This is a genomic window from Kurthia sibirica (assembly GCF_003143975.1).
In the GTDB taxonomy this organism is placed as follows: Bacteria; Bacillota; Bacilli; order Bacillales_A; family Planococcaceae; genus Kurthia; species Kurthia sibirica.
Map to the genome: position 1 here is coordinate 21,378 of NZ_QFVR01000023.1, position 21,006 is coordinate 42,383.

The following is a 21,006-nucleotide window of genomic DNA, read 5'->3' on the forward strand; positions in this document are numbered from 1 at the left end:
TGAATATTATTCGTTTATAGACAATAGATAGCCTTTTTTGCTCAATTGTTCAACGGCTTGATCGAGCTTTTCCTCTGAGTCTGCCGAAATGACATGCAAATGCGCACCTTCCGTTAAATCCATGAGGAAATTAGAGTCTGTCTCTTTAATTTTTTGGATAAATTGCTGGACATCATAGCGACTTGATACCATGATTGAAGCTGTTAAATAGCCATAAACAGGGTGGACAATCGTAACGTTTTTAACCGTTACACCTGCATCTACTAATATATTGAGTTCATCCTCTGCCTGAGCAGTCGTGTGATAACTAGCAATTTCACGTTCAAATATTGTTGTATCCGCATTTGATGATAGATATAAGTAGCCTTGACTCGTTGCAATAATTGGCTCGTTTTTCGCTTTTAACAAAGCCATATCGTTGACGATGACCTGTCTCGATACATTGGACCGTTTGGCTAATTCTGTGCCAGTTATTGCTTTGCCTTCTTGTCGCAATAATTCTAAAATATAATTGCGGCGTTCATCACCTAATAATTTTTTCATTTTCCACCTCTACGTAAAACCTTGATAGACACTTACTCCATTTTACCATGAAAATTCATAAACCGTAGGAAAATACATAGCTGAAGAAACATTTAGCTCAAAATAAATAGGCGATTATGGTATGATAAAAAGGATATGGGAATATGTGTTTGTTTTTAGGGTATTCTTAAAATATGATATAATCACAAAGCTGTTATAAAAGGAGAAATGTATATGTACGATTACATAAAAGGACCCATTACGCGTATTACACCAGAGTATATTGTCATCGAAGTTCAAGGTATTGGTTGGCAATTGAATACGCCAAATCCATATGTTTTTTCGATTGGTTCAGAAGATGTTCAAGTCTTTACTCATCTTAATGTACGTGAAGATGCACAGAATCTTGTTGCCTTCAAATCGTTGGAACAACGCGAGCTTTTCAGAAAATTAATACAGGTATCGGGCATTGGACCTAAGGGTGCTTTAGCCATTTTAGCAAGTGGTAATCCAAGTCATGTCATTGCGGCAATTGAGCAAGAAGATGAACTATTCCTCGTGAAATTTCCAGGTGTTGGGAAGAAAACAGCGCGTCAGATGATATTAGATTTAAAAGGGAAATTGGATATGCTTATGGAAAATATGGACTTGCCAAGTGCGGAGGATGAATTGCCACTATTTGGTGTTAATCCGCATAAACATGAGCTGGAAGAAGCTATTTTGGCGTTACAAGCGCTTGGTTATTCTGAACGAGAACTCATCAAGGTTAAAAAGCAATTGGCTGACAATGATCAGCTGACTAGCACAGAGGCCTATATGAAAGAAGCGTTAAAAATATTATTAAAACAACAATAGGAGGTGTGTCTTATGGAGGATCGTGTAGTATCGAGTGAATCGACGGACTTCGATGAGCAAATAGAACTTTCACTTAGACCACAAACCTTGGATACGTACATCGGGCAAAATAAGGTAAAGGATAATCTGAAAATCTTTATCGAAGCAGCTAAAATGCGTGAAGAATCCTTAGACCATGTATTGTTATATGGCCCGCCAGGATTAGGTAAAACGACGTTAGCTACCGTCATTGCGAATGAGATGGCTGTTCATATTAAAATGACAAGTGGACCAGCAATCGAACGACCTGGTGATTTGGCTGCTATTTTAAGTTCATTGGAGCCAGGAGATGTTTTATTCATCGATGAAATTCATCGACTACCACGGGCAATTGAAGAGGTACTCTACCCAGCAATGGAGGATTATTGCTTGGATATTGTCGTAGGAAAAGGACCGACAGCACGTTCAATACGCTTGGATTTACCACCTTTTACATTAGTTGGTGCAACAACGAGATCGGGTGCATTATCAGCACCACTTCGCGACCGTTTTGGTGTATTATTAAGATTGGACTATTATGATGAAGAAGCATTAGCAGAAATTGTTGAACGCAGTGCAGAATTATTTCAAGTGGCCATTCATCAACAGGGTGCGATTGAACTTGCAAGACGCTCTCGTGGTACACCTCGTATTGCCAATCGTCTATTAAAGCGCGTGCGTGACTATGCGCAAGTAATCGGAGATGGTCATATTACGCTACCATTGTGTCAAACGGCTTTAGAGTTACTACAGGTTGACCCTTTAGGTTTGGATCATATTGACCGTAAATTAGTCGAGAATATGATTGAACGCTTTAGAGGTGGTCCTGTGGGCTTAGACACGATATCAGCGAGCATCGGTGAAGAATCGATGACAATCGAAGATGTCTATGAACCCTATTTAATGCAAATTGGTTTCATTCAACGTACGCCAAGAGGTAGAATGGTTACGGCGCTTGCTTATGAGCATTTTGGCTATGCATACCCATCAGAAACTTAATACAAAGGAAGTAAAGTCATGAAATTAGAAGATTTTGATTATGAATTACCAGAAGAATTAATTGCACAAATACCTTTAGAAGACCGCACATCAAGTAGATTGATGGTTTTAGATCGCGAAACTGGAGAGGTTTCACATAACCATTTCCGTGATATATTAGGCGAATTTAAAGCGGGGGATTGTTTGATTTTAAACAATACACGCGTCTTACCAGCACGATTAATCGGTGAGAAAAAAGCAACAGGTGGCCATGCAGAAGTATTATTATTAAAACAAACGACTACCGATGAGTGGGAAACATTAGTCAAACCCGCTAAGCGCGTCAAAGTTGGTACGGAATTAACATTTGGAGATGGCTTATTAAAAGCTGTTTGTACAGGTGTACTTGACCATGGTGGTCGTATATTCAAATTTGATTATGAAGGTATTTTCATCGAGATTTTAGAGCAATTAGGCACGATGCCATTGCCTCCATATATTCATGAAAAACTGGAGGATCAAGAGCGCTACCAAACAGTTTACTCTAAAGAACTTGGTTCGGCAGCTGCACCGACAGCAGGCCTTCATTTCACAGAGGAACTATTGGATGCGATTCGTGCGAAAGGTGTAAAAGTAGCTTTTTTAACATTACATGTAGGAATTGGTACATTCCGTCCGGTAAATGTCGAAAATATTGAAGAGCATGATATGCATGCTGAATTCTATCATCTATCTGAAGAAACAGCGCAAATTATTCGTGATACACAAGCATCTGGTGGCAATGTAATTTCAGTCGGGACGACATCGACACGTACATTGGAAACAATTGCAGAACGTCATAACGGTAAGATTGTAGCAGATTCAGGTTGGACTTCAATTTTCATTTATCCAGGATTCGAATATAAAGCAATCGATGGTATGGTGACAAATTTCCACCTACCTAAATCGACTTTAGTCATGATGATTTCAGCGTTAGCATCACGTGATATGATTTTAAATGCTTATAAAATTGCAGTACAAGAAAAATATCGATTTTTCAGCTTCGGCGATGCAATGTTCATTCGTCCGAAAGCTCAGAAAGGAAATTAATACATGTCTCAAGAAGCAATTCGTTATGAATTAATTAAACAAGATAAACAAACAGGAGCACGTCTGGGGATTGTGCATACACCCCATGGTTCATTTGAAACGCCAGCATTTATGCCAGTAGGTACTCAGGCAACCGTCAAGACTGTAGCACCTGAAGAAATCAAAGAGATGGGTGCCGGCATACTATTAAGTAATACGTATCATCTATGGTTGCGTCCGGGGAATGATATTATTAAAGAAGCAGGTGGTCTTCATAAATTTATGAACTGGGATCGCGCAATTTTAACCGACTCAGGTGGCTTCCAAGTGTTCTCTTTAAGTGATATGCGCAAAATTACAGAAGAAGGTGTACATTTCCGCAACCATTTAAATGGTAGTAAAATGTTCCTTAGTCCTGAAAAAGCAATGGAAATTCAAAATGATCTAGGTTCAGATATTATGATGGCATTTGATGAATGTCCACCATTCCCTGCAACATTTGACTATATGAAGGCATCAGTAGAGCGTACTTCTCGTTGGGCAGAACGTTGCCTAGAAGCGCATGCGCGTCCTCAAGATCAAGGATTATTTGGGATTATTCAAGGCGGCGAATTCGAGGAATTACGCAAGCAATCCGCACGAGATTTAGTCTCTTTAGATTTCCCTGGATATGCAATTGGTGGCCTATCAGTAGGTGAACCAAAACCAATTATGAACCGCATGTTGGAATATACAACACCATTAATGCCTGCTGACAAACCACGTTACCTAATGGGCGTAGGTTCACCCGATTCATTAATTGATGGTTCAATTCGTGGAATCGATATGTTTGACTGCGTATTACCTACACGTATCGCACGTAATGGTACATGTATGACGAGTGAAGGTCGCGTCGTTATTAAAAATGCTAAGTTTGCACGTGATTTTGGACCATTAGATCCAAAATGTGGTTGTTACACATGTAAGAACTATTCACGCGCCTATATTCGCCACTTAATTAAAGCAGACGAAACATTTGGTATTCGTTTAACTTCCATTCATAATTTACATTTCTTACAAGATTTAATGCGCAATGTTCGCCAAGCAATTCGCGAAGATCGTTTATTAGATTTCAAAGAAGAGTTTTTTGAAGCATATGGATTCAATAAACCGAATGCAAAAAATTTCTGATTCTTGTATAATAATATAGTAGAGATAGAAGGGGGGATTTCCAAATGAACTTAGATAGTATTACTGGTTTTTTACCAATGATTGTAATCATCGCATTAATGTACTTTATGTTGATTCGACCAGCGTCGAAACAACGTAAAAAAACAGCATCAATGCAAAGTGCTCTTTCACGTGGCAACAAAATCGTTACAATCGGTGGATTGCACGCCACTATTGACGCAATCGACGATAAAACGGCTGTTGTTGTGCTTGAAGATGGTACAAAAATGCGTTTTGAACGCCAAGCAATTGGTCGCGTATTAGAAGATTCTGAAAAAGAAATGTAAATAAAAGCTGCTACAAAAAGTTGTTTCACTTACTTTTTGTGCAGCTTTTTTTCTATAAAAAAACAGATTTAAGAAGAATTTTTAAAAAGAGGTTTAGCGCTTAAAATGCGTAATAGAGCCTTATAAAATAGATAAAAACAAATAGAAATTATATTTTAAAAATAGAATTTTTAAAAAATGGCGAATTTGTGAATGAAATATCAATGCTAAATAAGCGACTTCTTGGAAATAAAAAGCAGTACATATTTTTAATTACGCCTACCATCACTCCAGTATTTTATAATAGAGAAATCGCTTTTCATGCAAAATTATGGAATAATAGAACTAGTAGTATTTTAAGGGGGAGATAGAAGATGGCAGAAAGAAAAAAGCAACCAACTGAAAGACCCCAAAAAATGGCGGATAGTCAACCGAGAAGAAAAATTCCTAAAAAAGATTTATGGATGAGAGGTTTTGGTTATTTTATAATGGCCATTTTAACGATTGGTATGATTGTATGGGTAATAAATGTATTTCTATAATTTCCTATGTAGGAGGAGTTCAAATGATACAGTTCGAATCATTGTATAGGGAAGTATTCGATGTCATCGTTATGAAAAAACAGGATTTGATCAACCAAGGTGTGAAGCAAGTAAGAGAAGCGGATATTTGGCAATATTTCATCGAGAAGAAATGGCAGTATGTACAAACTGAAGATTTACATGTGTATCAGATTGTCAGCGATCTTTTTTCGTTAACACCTGAACAATTTATCTTATATAAAAAACAACAAAAAGATAAAGCTATGACAATGTTAGTCGCATTAGAACATTAAAAAGTAGTTAGTTTACTGATAAAAGAAGAGATTTAACAAATTTTACAAGTATTTCATAGGCGTTCATTTGACAGTATTCTTACAGTGTCTCATAATAAGTCTGATATAGAATGTCAATGACAAATACGACATTATCAATTATAGTAATATTATAATAGGTAAATGGTTGTTTTACCGTATTTAATCAGCATGTAAAATGCTAGAGCGTGTTAATTGGTCAGGGAGGATTTATTCATGAAATTAAAAAGTCGTATTATTGCGTTTTTCATTGTAGTAGCAGTCTTGCTTACAATCATTGGTACGCAATCGAAAAGCGTAGTGAAGGACATCAATCTTGGTTTAGATTTACAAGGTGGATTTGAAGTTCTTTACGAAGTAAAAACATTGGATGGTAAAACACCTACAGAAAAAGATTTACAGGCAACTGTAACGGCTATTCAAGAGCGTGTAAATGTACTCGGCGTAAGTGAGCCAAGTATCCAAATTGAAAATGGTGGGCGTGTTCGCGTTCAACTTGCCGGCGTGAAGGATCAAGAGTCTGCACGTGAATTGTTATCGACACAAGCGAATTTAACATTCCGTGATGTAAACGATAAGGTCTTACTTGATGGTTCTGATTTAAAACAGGGCGGCGCAAAAGATGCCTTCAATTCAGAAAATGGTTCTCCAATCGTTACGTTAACGATGAAGGATGCTCAAAAATTCGGTAAGATTACAAAAGAATTAGCTGACAAAGGCTATCCAAACAATATGTTAGTTATTTGGTTGGATTACAAAAAAGGTGACTCATATAAAAAAGAAGCCGCGATTGAACAAGCTGGTGGCAAGCCAAAATATATGTCAGCAGCAACGGTCAATCAACCAATCACTTCTACAGGTGTAGAAATTTCTGGTAACTTCACAGTAAAAGAAACAAAGGATTTAGCAGGTATTTTAAATGCTGGATCGCTACCTGTTAAATTGAAAGAAGTGTATTCTACTTCAGTTGGCGCACAGTTTGGTCAAGAAGCATTATCTTCAACCGTATTTGCAGCGATTATCGGTGTGCTTGCAATCTTCGTCTTCATGTTACTTGTCTATCGCCTACCAGGTGTAGTAGCAATCATTACATTAACAGTGTTCACATTCATTACACTGTGGATTTTTGAGATGATTAATGCCATTCTTACATTGCCAGGGATTGCGGCACTTGTACTTGGTATTGGTATGGCAGTAGATGCCAATATTCTCATGTACGAGCGGATGAAAGAAGAAATACGCGTTGGTAAGACAGTGAAACAAGCTTTTGTTGAAGGTTCTAAAAACTCATTCTCAGCTATTTTTGATGCTAATATTACCACATTATTAGCAGCGGCTGTATTATTCGTCTTTGGTGTCAGCTCAGTAAAAGGTTTTGCAACCACATTAATTATTAGTATTTTAGTCAGTTTCTTAACAGCTGTATGGGGTGCTCGTGTGCTTCTAGGGTTGTTAGTAAACAGTGGCTATTTAGATAATAAGAAAACATGGTTTGGTGTGAAAAAAGATCGTATCCATGATAGTAGTGAAGGCATTCAAACGCTTGATTTGAAAACGAAATTTGACCGTTTTGATTTTGTACACACACGTAAACGCTTTTTCGCAGCATCAGCAATTTTCATCCTTGCGGGTATGGTTGTTTTAGGTGTTTTTAAATTGAATTTAGGAATTGATTTCTCAAGTGGATCTCGTGTTCAAATTCAATCTGAACAAAAATTAACGACCGAAAAAGTAAGCGAATTTTTAGAGACAATTGATTATCCAGCAACAGATATCGTAATCGGTGGTGATAAATCTGATCATGCTGTTATTCGCTACGATAAAGATTTCAATAAGGATGATGTGAAAATTATCAATAATGCGGCTGAAAAAGAATTTGGTCATAAGGCATCGATCAGTTCTGTATCTCCAGCAGTAGGGAAAGAAATTGCGAAGAATGCAGTTATGGCATTAGCGATAGCAGCACTTGGTATTATTATCTATGTAGCGATTCGTTTTGAATGGAGAATGGGTGTAGGGGCTATCGTGTCGCTATTACATGATGTATTCTTTATGGTTGCGTTATTTAGCTTATTCCGTTTAGAAGTGGATATGACCTTTATAGCAGCTGTTCTGACAGTTGTCGGTTACTCTATTAATGATACCATCGTGACTTTTGACCGGATACGAGAAAACTTGCATCGTGTCAAAATTATTAATACAGCTGAAGAATTAGCTCATATTGTCAATAAATCATTAAGACAAACACTAGGTCGATCGGTGAATACAGTTCTGACAGTAATCGTAGTTGTAGTGGCATTATTATTATTTGGTGCACCATCTATTACGAACTTCTCAATTGCACTGCTCATCGGTTTAATTACAGGTATGTATTCTTCTATCTATATCGCTGCACAAATTTGGTATGTACTTAAAGTACGCCAAATGAAGAAAAAAGGCGGTAAAGTAAATGTTGAGAAGAAAAAACGTGAATGGGGTTCAGATGAACCAATGGTTTAACATCATTCACAATAGGTAATACTAAACCAATCTAACTTTATGTTAGATTGGTTTTTTTGTTATATGTCATTATTTTGTATCAAATTTGACTTCAAATCGACATCTAAATAAAATAATATTTAGTAGGTAAAATGATATGATAATATATAGGTAAATTTAATTAGTAATCGAAAGAAGGAACAGGTAAATGGGATATAGAAAATGGGGTATGGCGGTAGTTCTATCAATGGTTATAGTAGCGAGCACATCATTTACGGTTGAAGCAGCAAAGGCTGATAAAGATGTTATAGTTTTTTATAAAAATGAAGTAGGAAAAAAATTAGCTACTTCACAAGCGCAGTCTAGTGTAAAAAACCTAGCACAACTAGATGCTGTAGCAAGTAACTATTCAACAGTAGCACTCGAACGTCTGAAAGCATCAAAAAATATTGATGTCGTGTATCAAGGTAAGGCAAAACTTCACGCAATGAGCACGCTCAATCCCTTTCCGGCACTCCTGTCGAAAGTACCTTTATGGAACATAAAAATGATTAATGTACAAGAAGCATGGAAACAGGGTTATACAGGGAAAAATGTGAAAATTGGCATTATCGATTCTGAAATTTCTGCACGTTCAGAATTGAAAATTGTAGGTGGGAAATCATTTATTTCAAGCGATGGTGTGAAAGATTATGCCGATCATGGCACTTTTGTGGCAGGTATTATTAATGCCAAACCGGCATCAAATTCCAATGTTATGGGGATTGCACCTAGTGCAGAACTCTACAGTTTAAGCGTCTTAGAAACAGATGGAGCAAGCATTGAGTATATTGTGGCAGCTTTAAATTATGCAATTGAACAAAAATTAGATGTTTTGAATATATCTTTAGGTATTACGGAAAAAGACCTATTGGAAGATGGTAGTTCTTTAGAAAATAATCCATTAACAATCGCGATAAAAAAAGCACAGGAAGCAGGTATTACAATTGTAGCGGCAACAGGGAATAATGGCAGTAAATTAGTAGATTTACCAGCAGCTTATGATGGTGTAATTGCCGTTGGTTCGGTGGATGAAGATAAAAGTTTATCTGCATTTTCAAATTATGGTTTAAAAGACGCGGTAGTAGCACCAGGTCGTTCGATTGAATCACTGAATTATTTAGGTGGCTTTAAAACCAATTCGGGTACATCATTTTCTACGCCACATGTAGTAGGTATGTTAGCAATCCTCAAAGAACAATTCCCATTAGAGAACAGTCTGCAACTTCAGCAGCGATTAAAAAAAATGACGCACTCATTAGGTGACTCATTTTTCTTTGGCAATGGATTGATTTATTATCCGAAAGGTGGTCAATTTGAATCGCAACTAATAGAAAATCCGCAATCCAAACCAGATGTAATAGAGGTTGAACCAAAGCCGCCTGTCATTAAACCATCTGTTCCAGTGCGAAAATTGAGTCCTGCTGAAAAATTTGTTAAGAACAATAAAACAAAAATCACGGCTATTATAAAAAAAATGAATGCTAAGAAAACTGTGAAATTTAATACAGAATTTGCGCCGCTTTATACGGTTTATAAAGAGTTGACAACAAAACAACAAGCAACTATTCAAAAGTACCGAAAAAATCATGGTGTGACAGTCATTTCTTCTACAACTAAATCTGCGAGAATAAAAGCAACGAACTTAACATCCATTCAGTCGAAAAAAACATCAACAATCACCTTTTCAACAGCAATCAAAGCATCTTCGATTAAAAAAAGTAACTTTACTGCAAATCATGTAGGGAAACAATCAATGGATTTTTCATTTGAACCATCAAAAAATGGGAAAAGTGTGAAAATGAAAACAAAGAAAAAATTAGTGAAGGGTTCTTATGTTATTTATATTGATACTGCAAAGTTCCGGACTACAAAAAATAAAGCGGTAAAACCCTATGTAATTAAATACACTGTGAAATAACCTGACAAGCTCAAATGATCTTATTCAATTTGAGCTTGTGTTTTTTTAAAACATACTTTACAATAAATAGGTATAACGACATGTTCATGAAATGGGTATATATAATTATTTATCGAAGGTGGGTAATGACTTATGAATTACAAAAAAATACTTTACAGCTGTATGCTACTATTTATATTTTTATTCATAAATCAGCAATCAGCCAGTGCCCAACAAGCGACAATTATGTACAGTAATGAAAATGGGAAAAAATTAGCACAGGCAGAAGCAAGTGATATTAAACAACAATTGGTAGAAATCGACAGTTTTATTGGCGATTTTTCACAATCCGCTATAAAAAAATTAAAAGCATCAAAAGATATTGCAGTCGTTCATACAGGTGGTTATACACTGAAAATGTCGAATGCCACAACTAATATGTCAGATTTAGTAGCTGTAAAACCAGCTTGGAACAATAAAATGATCAATGTTCAAGAAGCATGGAAACAAGGGTATACAGGTAAAAATATTAAAATTGGTATTATTGATACACCGATTGCAGCCATTCCAGGTATTAAGCTTAGTGCAGAAAAATTCTTTATATCAAAAACATATCCTGCGAAAGCAACAGCACATGGGACTTTTATAGCGAGTATTATTAATGCACAAACAACAGCAAAGAAAAGTATTAGCGGCATTGCTCCAGCAGCAAAATTATATAGTATTAGTGTCATAAATGATCGAGGCGCAGATTTAAATAATGTAATTGCTGGCATAAATTACGCTATTAAGAAAAAATTAGCAATTATTAATTTATCGATTGGTATTAGTAAAGAAGATTTACTCGGTGCCAATGAAACAATTACAAAAAATCCATTGGCTATTGCGATAAAAAAAGCACAAAAGGCGGGTATTCTTGTCGTAGCAGCGAGCGGTAACTATGGTTATGGAGTAGATTATCCAGCTGCCTTCAAAGATGTAATTGCAGTAGGGGCGGTAGAAGCAAATAAAACCATCTCTTACTTCTCCAATATGGGACCTGAGGTAACGGTATTAGCGCCAGGAGAAAATATTAAATCTTATAGTTATACGGGTAAAATTATTGGAGGTTCAGGTACTTCTTTTGCTACACCACATGTAGTAGGGATGCTTGCTATTTTAAAAGAGCAGTTTCCAAAGGATAGCAATGCTCAACTAACGAAACGTTTAAAGCTTATGACATTGCCTATTAAAGCACCAAATTCAACGTATGCGAAGAATATGGGCATCATCCATTACCCACAAGCTGGGAATTTCACCAGCCTGGAAAAAATGGCTAAAGACAAAGCATATATAACAAAAAATAAAAAGGAAATCACAATTGTTATTAGTAAAATGCGGGCAGGGAAAAAAGTTAATTATACAAAAGAATACAAACCATTACAAAAAGTATACAATGCCCTCAGTACATCACAAAAAACAACGATCAAAACATACAGAAAAAAATATGGCTATTAAATTGGCTGAAATAATCTTCTATAAGTAGGGAATTTGGATAAAACTCATATTCTTCTTATAGGGGATTTTTATTTTACTACCAATCGGTATCTGCTTCTTGCTGATCTATAGTAGCATTATGGACATACTTGGCAATATCTCGCTTGTTAAGATGGATTTTGCATCTGTCAAGACACCGAATGCAATGATGTCCTTTTACATAAAAAATAAAAAGTAGGGAAAAAATTGACGATAATCTTTAGTATATTTATATTTTCCTTTGGTTTAGTGCTTGGTTCTTTTTACAATGTAGTTGGCAGTCGCCTGCCTAAAGGTGAATCGATTATGTCGCCGCCTTCGCATTGTGAAAATTGTCATCATCAGTTGAGTGCGTGGGAGTTGATACCGGTAATTAGCTATATTTTCTTATGCGGTGCATGCCGTAAGTGCAAAAGAAAATATGGTGTATTCCATCCCATCATGGAATTGTTAACAGCGGTGTTATTTGTCATAGCTTATTTATGTTTTGATTTTTCGACTGAACTGCTGATTGCTTGGTTATTCATTTCATTATTTACTATTATTGTAGTATCAGATATTTGCTATATGATTATCCAAGATAAAATTTTAGTAGCATTTGGGATTCCACTGACATTCTTACGCGTTCTTACACCGCTTGAGCCCTGGTGGGATATGCTAGTTGGTGGTCTATTTGGTTTTGGTTTATTTTTACTCATCGCTATTATGTCAAAAGGTGGTATGGGTGGTGGCGATATTAAATTGTATTTGATTATTGGGCTCGTTCTCGGTTTTAAATTAACGTTCATATCAATCATATTGGCAGCGTTTATTGGTTTATTCGTCGCAATTGTAACACGCACTAAAAAAGGACAACCTCTTCCATTTGCTCCATCCATTGCAGTCGGTAGTTTACTCAGCTATTTTTATGGTTCCGAGCTCTTTAATCTATATTTGCGATTATTACTATAATGGTTATATTTTTTCAAGCATAGGGTACATCTAATAAAGACAGTAAATGGACTAGGAGGGATATGATGAAAGCGCAGTGGTGGTTACTAATTGGACTTATATTTGCTATTATCGTCGCAATATTTGCAGTCGTGAATGACAAGAAAGTACCCGTTAATTACGTTTTTGGTGAGGCACAATGGCCACTTGTACTCGTGATCATTGGTGCAGCTTTACTGGGTGCCTTGTTAAGTATTTCCTTTGCAACGTATAAAATACTGAGCAAAAGTCTTGAACTCAAACAAGTGAAAAAAGAATTACATGTCTTGCAACAGAAATTCGCTGAACAAACGACTGAACCGATGAAACCTTTAAAAGAGAAGCCATCGGAGGAACAGTAACATACTAGCTCGCAGACTCTAGTCATCTGCGGGCTTTTTATCGTCTATTATCAGGTGGAAAACTAAGCAAAAAGACTTCAGATTAGTTATACTATAAGCTATAAGGAAGTGACTGATTTGACGACTAAAAGATGGGAAATAACCAATCCAGATGAAACAAAGGTGCAAGCAGTACAACAAGCTCTTGCCATTTCACAAATTGCTGCAAAAATATTAGTAGCAAGAGGGCTTGATACGCCAGAATTAGCTAAAGCATTTTTACATATAGATGAAAATGCCCTTCATGATCCTTTTTTGATGTATGGAATGGAGGCAGCTGTTGAGCGGATTCATAGAGCAGTTGCTGAAAAAGAAAAAATCGTCGTTTATGGTGATTATGATGCCGATGGGATTACAAGTTCAACAGTTTTAAAATCAGCGTTAATCGATTTAGGAGCGGATGTGCACCATGTAATACCGAATCGTTTTATTGATGGCTACGGTCCCTCAGAGCGCTTATTTAAAGAGTTTGCAGAAGAAGGTTATCATCTAATCATTACCGTTGATAACGGCATCGCCGGCAATGGACCGATTGACGTAGCGAAGGCTCTAGGTGTAGACGTGATCGTCACAGATCATCATGAAGCGGGTGCTGAGTTGCCAAATGCGGATATTATTATTCATCCACGTCATCCTGAAGGCAATTATCCATTCGGAGAATTAGCAGGTGTCGGAGTTGCTTTTAAGTTAGCGCAAGCTCTATTAGGTAAATTTCCAGAGCATTTATTGGAGTTTGTTGCCATAGGAACAATTGCAGATTTAGTACCGCTTGTTGATGAAAATCGTTATTTAGTAAAAGCTGGTTTAAAACGTTTAACAACTACAACGAATATTGCGTTGCAAGCATTGGCGAAAATAGCTGGAACGGAACTATCGGACATTACAGAAGAGACGGTAGGTTTTTCGTTTGGTCCACGACTCAATGCACTTGGTCGATTAGGGGATGCTGCACCAGCAGTTGATTTTATGCTCAACGATCATATAGAAGAAGCAGCAGCAATGGCAACAATGCTTAACGACAAAAATAAAGAGCGCCAAAAAATTGTTGCGGACCTTACACAACAAGCAATTGACATGGTAGAAAATATCGCTGAAATTCGTGATGCACAGGTATTGGTCGTTGCTGAAGAGGGATGGAATGCAGGTGTCGTTGGTATCGTGGCTTCACGCCTAGTTGAAAAATATTACAAACCGACAATCGTTTTAGGTATAGATATTGAAAAGGGAATTGCTAAAGGTTCAGCACGCAGTATTGAAGGTTTTAATATGTATAAGGAATTGGATACTTGCCGCGATGTGATGATAGCATTTGGTGGTCATCCAATGGCAGCAGGTATGACATTAGAGATGGAAAATGTCGATGAATTACGCAATCGATTACATGCGCAATCATTGCTTAGTTTATCACCGGAAGATTTAATACCGGTGGTGAAGATTGATCTCCCTATTACCGTTGATGAAATCAATGTTGATGCAATTGATGATATTCGTAAACTTGCACCATTCGGCAGTCAGTTTGCCAAGCCACAATATGGCATTTTAAATACGCAAATCAAGTCGATGCGTAAAATCGGTGCTAATGAAGATCATGTGAAAATGGAATTGAGCAATGGTGGTAATACGCTGGATGCAATCGGTTTCCACAAAGGATTTATGGCCGATGAATTGACACAGGGTATCGACGTCTCTTTTACAGGTGATCTACAAATTAATGAATGGAATGGTAATCGAAAACCACAACTTTTAATAAATGATGTCAAAACAGAGCAATGGCAACTTTTTGATATTCGTGGGGGCAATAAAATTTCAAAATGGCTACAAAAAATTCCAATGGATTCAACCACATTCGTCGCTTTCAAAAAAGAAACAGTCGATTATTTTTCTTCATTAATCCCGAAGGAAATTCAACTATATGATGAAAAAGCTTCAAAAGATGATTATTTTTCATTTGTTGTATTACTTGATTTACCACAAAGCGCGGAGCAACTCCAAACGATGTTGGCACTTGTTGAACCAAGTCGTATTTATGCCCATTTCTTCGTTGCCAACTCGCATCTTTTTGATGGTTTACCTACGCGAGAACAGTTTATTTGGTATTATAGTTTCTTAAAACAACGCAAAGAATTTCATTTACGTCACCATTTAAATGATTTAGCAAAACATAAAGGTTGGAGTCGTGCAATGCTGATTTTTATGACACAGGTGTTTTTTGAACTGAAGTTTGTTACAATAGAGAACGGACTTGCAAAAATAGTAGAAAATCCACAAAAGCGTGAAATTACTTCGGCTGAGATTTATATAGAACGCACGGAACAAGTGGCTTTAGAACAAAAACTATTGTATGCCAAATATACAGATTTAAGACGGTGGTTTGAGGAGTGCTTGCAACCTCAAACAGTTTCTGAGGAGGAACTATAGAAATGGATTTAAAACAATATGTAACAATCGTAGAAGACTGGCCAAAAAAAGGTATTTCATTTAAAGATATTACGACTATTATGGATAATGGCCCTGCATACAAATATGCAACAGATCAAATCGTACAATATGCTAAACAGGTTGGAGCAGAATTGATTGTTGGACCTGAAGCACGCGGTTTTATTACAGGTTGCCCAGTTGCCTATGCCTTAGAAGTCGGCTTTGCGCCAGTTCGTAAACCAGGAAAATTACCTCGCGAGGTTATTTCTCAGGAGTATGCACTTGAGTATGGTACAAATACATTAACTATGCATAAAGACGCTGTTAAAGCAGGTCAAAAAGTGTTAATCGTTGATGATTTACTTGCTACAGGTGGTACGGTTGAAGCATCGATTAAATTGATTGAAGAATTAGGCGGCGAAGTGGTTGGCTGTGCATTCTTAATCGAACTTGATGATTTAAAAGGTCGCGAAAAAATCGCTGGCTACGACATCTTTACATTAATGAATTATTAATAAGGATGATTTTTTCATAATCCGTCTAACTATATACGGTGCTGCAGCTAATAAACACGTTATATGTGTTGCTAGTTGCAGTTTTTTTATGTGTATTTTGTCATAAATATTTGGCTGATTATGAACTTTTATATAAATTTCGTGAGATATAATGGAAAAAAAAGCTGTAAACCTTTACAAGTAGGGTCATAGAATTATACAATTACTCTTATATCTAATCGGTAAATTTATGAAATAGGGTGAGCTTAACATGGCGAAAGATCGAGTGATGACAGTTGAAGAAGTTTTCGAAACGCTTGCTTCATATATGAACAAAGAACATGTGGAATTTGTAAAAAGAGCATATGATTTAGCTGAAGAAGCACATAAGGAACAATTCCGTAGTTCTGGTGAGCCATATATTTTGCATCCGATTCAAGTGGCGGGCATTTTAGCAGAGCTTCAAATGGACCCTGAAACTGTTTCTGCGGGTTTTTTACATGATGTAGTAGAAGATACAGACTATACACGTGAAGATCTCGTAGACCACTTTGGAGAAGAAGTGGCGATGCTCGTTGATGGCGTGACTAAGCTTGGTAAAATTAAATATAAATCAAAAAAAGAGCAACAGGCGGAAAATCACCGTAAAATGTTCGTAGCAATGGCTCAAGATATACGTGTTATCCTCATTAAACTAGCGGATAGATTGCATAATATGCGTACATTAAAACATCTACCTATCGAAAAACAAAGACGTATTTCCAAAGAAACATTAGAAATATTTGCACCATTAGCCCATCGCCTAGGTATTTCAGCGATAAAATGGGAGCTTGAAGATACAGCGTTACGCTATTTAAATCCGCAACAATACTATCGAATCGTGAATCTTATGAAGCGGAAAAGAGTTGAGCGTGAGGCTTATTTAAATTCGGTCATGGTGGAGATCAATCATCAGCTAGATGATATCCATATCGATGCCGAATTAAATGGCAGACCCAAGCATATTTATAGTATTTACCGCAAAATGGAAATGCAAAATAAACAATTTAATGAAATTTATGATTTATTGGCAGTACGAATCATTGTTGATAGTATTAAAGATTGTTATGCTGCGCTTGGTATTGTCCATACATTATGGAAACCGATGCCAGGAAGATTCAAAGACTATATCGCTATGCCAAAACAGAATCTTTATCAGTCGCTACATACTACAGTTATTGGACCGTATGGCGATCCACTAGAGATTCAAATCCGCACAATGGAGATGCACAATATAGCAGAGTATGGTGTCGCGGCACATTGGGCATATAAAGAAGGCAAAACCATTCAAAAAGAATCGACGGATGTCGACAGCAAACTCTCGTGGTTCAGAGAGATTTTAGAGTTTCAGAATGAATCTTCAGATGCTGAAGAATTCATGGAATCATTAAAATTCGACTTATTTTCCGATATGGTCTACGTATTTTCACCAAAAGGAGATGTCCTAGAACTTCCCGCTGGCTCCGTACCAATCGATTTTGCCTATCGCGTCCATTCGGAAATTGGTAACAAAACAATTGGTGCGAAGGTTAATGGGAAAATGGTGCCGCTTGATACGCCATTAAATACCGGTGATATCGTGGAAATTATGACATCCAAACAATCCTTTGGTCCTTCGCATGATTGGCTTAAAATCGCGCAGTCTTCACAAGCAAAACATAAGATTAAACAGTTTTTCAAAAAACAATCACGTGAAGATAATGAAGATAAAGGTCGCCGTTTAATAGAAGAGGAAATTAAAGCACAGGGCTTTGATGCTAAGGAAGTACTGACTGCGGAAAATTTCAAACGCGTTTGTGAAAAACTCAATTATGCTAATGAAGAGGATCTAGTTGCTGCGGTTGGTTTTAATGGCATGACCGCTCTACAAGTTGTCAATCGACTTGCTGAGAAAATTCGCAAACAGCGTGACCATGAAGAACAACTTGAAAAAATCACGAAAGAAATGAGTACACCAACGGATACAAAACCAACGGAAACAGGCGTTGTCGTAAAAGGACTTGATAATTTATTAATCCGCTTGTCTAGATGCTGTCGTCCTGTTCCAGGTGATGAAATCGTCGGTTTTATTACGAAAGGAAGAGGCGTGTCAGTTCATAGAGCAGATTGCCCAAATGTGAGTACATCCGAGGAAAAAGAACGTTTAATCGATGTTGAATGGAGCCAAAATCTGGAACAGAATACAAAACTATATTCTGTTGATATTGAAGTAACCGGTTATGATCGCTCTGGTTTAATCGCGGAAGTTATGGCAGTTATAGCTGAGACAAAAACTTCAATTAACGCTGTAAATGCACGTGCTAATCGTGATAAACTAGCAACGATATTATTGACGCTTCAAATTCGTGATATTCCTCATATGTTAAAAGTAGTCGATCGTATAAAATCTATACCTGATGTATATTCTGTTCAACGTGTCAACAATTAATTAGGAGTGTTTTACTGTGAAAATCGTTTTACAAAAAGCAAAAACAGCCTCGGTAACAGTCGACGGAAAAGTAGTCGGTTCAATCGATAAAGGTTATGTACTACTTGTTGGTATTACACATGGTGATACAGAAGAAATGGCAAAAAATTTAGCCAATAAAATCGTGAAAATGCGTATTTGGGAAGATGAAGCAGGCAAAATGAATGACTCCATTGTCGAACATGCGGGTAGCATTCTCTCTGTGTCACAATTCACACTCTATGCCAATACGAAAAAAGGGAACCGTCCAAGTTTTACCGACGCAGCCCACCCCGATCTTGCTGAGCCGCTTTGGCAGTACTTCAATAACTGTCTAACTGAATGCGGTCTTCAAGTTGAAACAGGTATCTTCGGCGCAATGATGGACGTTCAATTTACCAATATTGGACCAACGACAATCCAACTAGAAGCATAAAAAGGTTACGCCTTGTGGCGTAACCTTTTTATATGCATGCTTATTGCTCAAATGATAAGTAATATTTGTCTACTTTAAAATCATGTGTACGCCATAATGCGCTAATGCATCACATGAAAATGAAGAATTCAGCCGCAAACAGAGGGAGTAAGCACTCCGGTAAGTAAAAGAGGCTAACTAGTAAGTAAAAGAGGCTAACCGGTAAGTAAAAGGGGCTAACCGGTAAGTAAAAGAGGCTAACCGGTAAGTAAAAGGGGCTAACCGGTAAGTAAAAGAGGCTAACCGGTAAGTAACACCTGTAAACATGAAAATGTCACTTTTAAATTATACATATACCATAGAGTGCATCGATACATCACATGAAAAAGAAGAATTCAGTCATATACAAGTGAGTCATTAAATCAAAAAACGTGTCAGAAATCAATTGATTTCTGACACGTGTAAATAGTGCATTAACGACCGTAATATTCTAGTAGGCCGTTGACAACACCATCCGCAACAGCTGTGCGGAATTTTGTTGAGTTTAAGCGTGATAGTTCAGTTGGATTCGATACAAAACCAAGTTCTAATAATGTAGCAAAAACAGAATTATAGCGAATTACGTAGAAATCAGTCGCTTTAAGTTTACGATCATTGATTTCTGGATATTCTTCTTGGATGGCATCAATTACATTATTGTGAATTGATTCTGCGAATTCTTTACTATTTGTTTTATCAGAGTAGTAAGTTTCATAACCTTGAGCGGCAGAGCTGCCTGCTGAGTTATGATGCACGCTGATAAATGCATTACCCCCATTGTTTTTAGCGTAAGCTGCACGTTGAGGTAATGTTAAGAAAGTGTCGGTGTTACGTGTCATTAAGACTGTGCCACCTAAATTTTCAATTGCGAATTTGATTGCTTGCGCTGCTTTAAGGTTTAATGTTTTTTCATACACTTTATTCCCTTTAAGATCATAACCACCGGCGCCAGAATCACTGTTACCATGACCTGCATCAACGACAAATTTTAGACCTACTAAAGTGCCTTTTGTATTATTGCCAACTTGGTCGATTTTATTAACAATTGTAGTGTTTGTGGTATTTGCAGAAATCCAGCCTTTTTCAGTTGCTGAGAATTGAACTTCTACCCAATTATTTTTAGACGTACGTAAAATTTTTGCAGTATATCCTTTTACGGCTTTACCGATAGATGGTGCTGCAACATTTGGTAACTTACGTACATTAAGATAATTATCGTTTAACACTAAGTAAGTTGTCGATTTATTTACAGTAGAAGCTGTGCTAAAACTAGTAGTTGATTTAAAGCCATATAGGCTATTGGCATTAATCCAGCCTGTTTTATTTGCGTATTTTACTTGGATCCATTTGTTTTTATGTTCTTTTAAGATTTTTAATTTTGCTTCAAATGGTATAGAAAGACCAAGTGACTTGTAGGTTACACCTGCGCCAGAGCGTAGTGTAAGCCCCGTAGGTTCAGTTACATAGAAATAGGTTGTTTTGCTTGGTACTGTTGTAGAAGCAGTTGTAGTCGTTGTAGCTGGTTTCTTGACTGCTGCTAAATACTTAGATGAAGCGTAACCTGTTTTAGAACCAGATTTAATTTTGAACCAAGTACCTTTAGTACCAGTCTTTGTTACCACCGTATTTTTCTTGAGTGTGAACACTACTTTATACGAAGTGGAAGCACCTGTACGTACGTTTAGATCAGCTGTTGTTTTGTATTGAGTAGTTGTAGCTGCTTTGCCGGTCATGCCAGTAGTAAAAATAGTCGATAAAACTAATACTGAGATGATTAAAAATTTGTAGGAATAATTAATTAGTTTTGCCATGATTCTCCTCCTTTACTATATTGTATATGTTTTAAGTACTAAAAAGCTAGGATTTTCAGAAAGTGTTGACATATTGCAAGGAAATCACTATTATATTAGATAATCTGAAATTATTAATTTATCACCTTTGACCAAGCAAGTAATATATTCTATTGTCTACACATTAGAGAAAAAAAGCCATGGCTGAAAGCTTTTTTAAGTAGAACGAATATATGAATAACACTTGAGAGGTTTTCTATCGAAATGCTACGGGCATAGTAGGTAGAAACGGAA

18 protein-coding genes and 1 other annotated feature (1 of these 19 cut by a window edge) are annotated in these 21,006 nt (G+C 36.8%); of the genes, 16 read left to right on the forward strand and 2 right to left on the reverse strand.

What is annotated here, in order from left to right:
- Nucleotides 1-6: 6 nt before the first annotated feature.
- On the reverse strand, nucleotides 7-543 hold the full coding sequence (locus DEX24_RS13995) for a transcription repressor NadR (protein ID WP_109307041.1): 537 nt from the start codon (nucleotides 541-543) through the stop codon (nucleotides 7-9).
- A 213-nt stretch (nucleotides 544-756) separates the two neighbouring features.
- On the opposite strand from DEX24_RS13995, the gene ruvA reads away from it, so the two are divergent.
- The 16 genes from ruvA to dtd all read left to right on the forward strand — a co-directional run bounded on the left by ruvA (nucleotide 757) and on the right by dtd (nucleotide 18,904).
- Nucleotides 757-1,377 carry a Holliday junction branch migration protein RuvA gene (gene ruvA / locus DEX24_RS14000; RefSeq protein ID WP_109307042.1) on the forward strand — a complete coding sequence of 207 codons (621 nt, stop codon included), beginning with the start codon at nucleotides 757-759 and terminating at the stop codon, nucleotides 1,375-1,377.
- A 12-nt stretch (nucleotides 1,378-1,389) separates the two neighbouring features.
- On the forward strand, nucleotides 1,390-2,394 hold the full coding sequence (ruvB, locus tag DEX24_RS14005; RefSeq protein WP_109307043.1) for a Holliday junction branch migration DNA helicase RuvB: 1,005 nt from the start codon (nucleotides 1,390-1,392) through the stop codon (nucleotides 2,392-2,394).
- An 18-nt stretch (nucleotides 2,395-2,412) separates the two neighbouring features.
- Nucleotides 2,413-3,462 (forward strand): tRNA preQ1(34) S-adenosylmethionine ribosyltransferase-isomerase QueA, encoded by a 1,050-nt coding sequence (gene queA / locus DEX24_RS14010; RefSeq protein ID WP_109307044.1) that lies wholly within the window; start codon nucleotides 2,413-2,415, stop codon nucleotides 3,460-3,462.
- 3 nt (nucleotides 3,463-3,465) lie between these two features.
- Complete coding sequence (tgt, locus tag DEX24_RS14015; protein WP_109307045.1) at nucleotides 3,466-4,611, forward strand: tRNA guanosine(34) transglycosylase Tgt; 1,146 nt, start codon at nucleotides 3,466-3,468, stop codon at nucleotides 4,609-4,611.
- A 44-nt stretch (nucleotides 4,612-4,655) separates the two neighbouring features.
- Nucleotides 4,656-4,937, forward strand: a complete 282-nt coding sequence (gene yajC, locus DEX24_RS14020) for a preprotein translocase subunit YajC (protein WP_109307046.1) — start codon at nucleotides 4,656-4,658, stop codon at nucleotides 4,935-4,937.
- A gap of 353 nt (nucleotides 4,938-5,290) precedes the next feature.
- Complete coding sequence (locus DEX24_RS17265) at nucleotides 5,291-5,458, forward strand: hypothetical protein (protein WP_170112958.1); 168 nt, start codon at nucleotides 5,291-5,293, stop codon at nucleotides 5,456-5,458.
- A gap of 23 nt (nucleotides 5,459-5,481) precedes the next feature.
- Nucleotides 5,482-5,751 carry a post-transcriptional regulator gene (locus DEX24_RS14025; RefSeq protein WP_170112959.1) on the forward strand — a complete coding sequence of 90 codons (270 nt, stop codon included), beginning with the start codon at nucleotides 5,482-5,484 and terminating at the stop codon, nucleotides 5,749-5,751.
- 234 nt (nucleotides 5,752-5,985) lie between these two features.
- Nucleotides 5,986-8,268: a protein translocase subunit SecDF gene (secDF, locus tag DEX24_RS14030; protein ID WP_109307048.1), complete on the forward strand. Its 2,283-nt coding sequence runs from the start codon at nucleotides 5,986-5,988 to the stop codon at nucleotides 8,266-8,268.
- A gap of 187 nt (nucleotides 8,269-8,455) precedes the next feature.
- Nucleotides 8,456-10,207, forward strand: a complete 1,752-nt coding sequence (locus DEX24_RS14035; protein ID WP_109307049.1) for a S8 family peptidase — start codon at nucleotides 8,456-8,458, stop codon at nucleotides 10,205-10,207.
- 132 nt (nucleotides 10,208-10,339) lie between these two features.
- Nucleotides 10,340-11,683, forward strand: a complete 1,344-nt coding sequence (locus DEX24_RS14040) for a S8 family peptidase (RefSeq protein ID WP_109307050.1) — start codon at nucleotides 10,340-10,342, stop codon at nucleotides 11,681-11,683.
- A gap of 225 nt (nucleotides 11,684-11,908) precedes the next feature.
- Nucleotides 11,909-12,652 carry a prepilin peptidase gene (locus tag DEX24_RS14045; RefSeq protein ID WP_109307051.1) on the forward strand — a complete coding sequence of 248 codons (744 nt, stop codon included), beginning with the start codon at nucleotides 11,909-11,911 and terminating at the stop codon, nucleotides 12,650-12,652.
- A 65-nt stretch (nucleotides 12,653-12,717) separates the two neighbouring features.
- Nucleotides 12,718-13,032 (forward strand): LapA family protein, encoded by a 315-nt coding sequence (locus DEX24_RS14050; protein WP_109307052.1) that lies wholly within the window; start codon nucleotides 12,718-12,720, stop codon nucleotides 13,030-13,032.
- Between the two features lie 117 nt (nucleotides 13,033-13,149).
- Nucleotides 13,150-15,489: a single-stranded-DNA-specific exonuclease RecJ gene (gene recJ, locus DEX24_RS14055; RefSeq protein WP_109307053.1), complete on the forward strand. Its 2,340-nt coding sequence runs from the start codon at nucleotides 13,150-13,152 to the stop codon at nucleotides 15,487-15,489.
- Nucleotides 15,490-15,491: 2 nt separating this feature from the next.
- Entirely contained in the window at nucleotides 15,492-16,004 is a 513-nt protein-coding gene (locus tag DEX24_RS14060; protein WP_109307054.1) for an adenine phosphoribosyltransferase, read from the forward strand.
- Nucleotides 16,005-16,254: 250 nt separating this feature from the next.
- The gene (locus tag DEX24_RS14065) at nucleotides 16,255-18,450 is read left to right on the forward strand and encodes a RelA/SpoT family protein (protein ID WP_109307055.1); all 2,196 of its coding nucleotides are present in this window, start codon (nucleotides 16,255-16,257) and stop codon (nucleotides 18,448-18,450) included.
- A 16-nt stretch (nucleotides 18,451-18,466) separates the two neighbouring features.
- Nucleotides 18,467-18,904, forward strand: a complete 438-nt coding sequence (dtd, locus tag DEX24_RS14070; protein WP_109307056.1) for a D-aminoacyl-tRNA deacylase — start codon at nucleotides 18,467-18,469, stop codon at nucleotides 18,902-18,904.
- A 452-nt stretch (nucleotides 18,905-19,356) separates the two neighbouring features.
- Here dtd and DEX24_RS14075 read toward each other — a convergent pair whose 3' ends face one another.
- Nucleotides 19,357-20,733 (reverse strand): N-acetylmuramoyl-L-alanine amidase family protein, encoded by a 1,377-nt coding sequence (locus DEX24_RS14075; RefSeq protein ID WP_109307057.1) that lies wholly within the window; start codon nucleotides 20,731-20,733, stop codon nucleotides 19,357-19,359.
- A gap of 118 nt (nucleotides 20,734-20,851) precedes the next feature.
- Nucleotides 20,852-21,006: a binding site (T-box leader), on the forward strand (it continues 93 nt past the right edge of the window).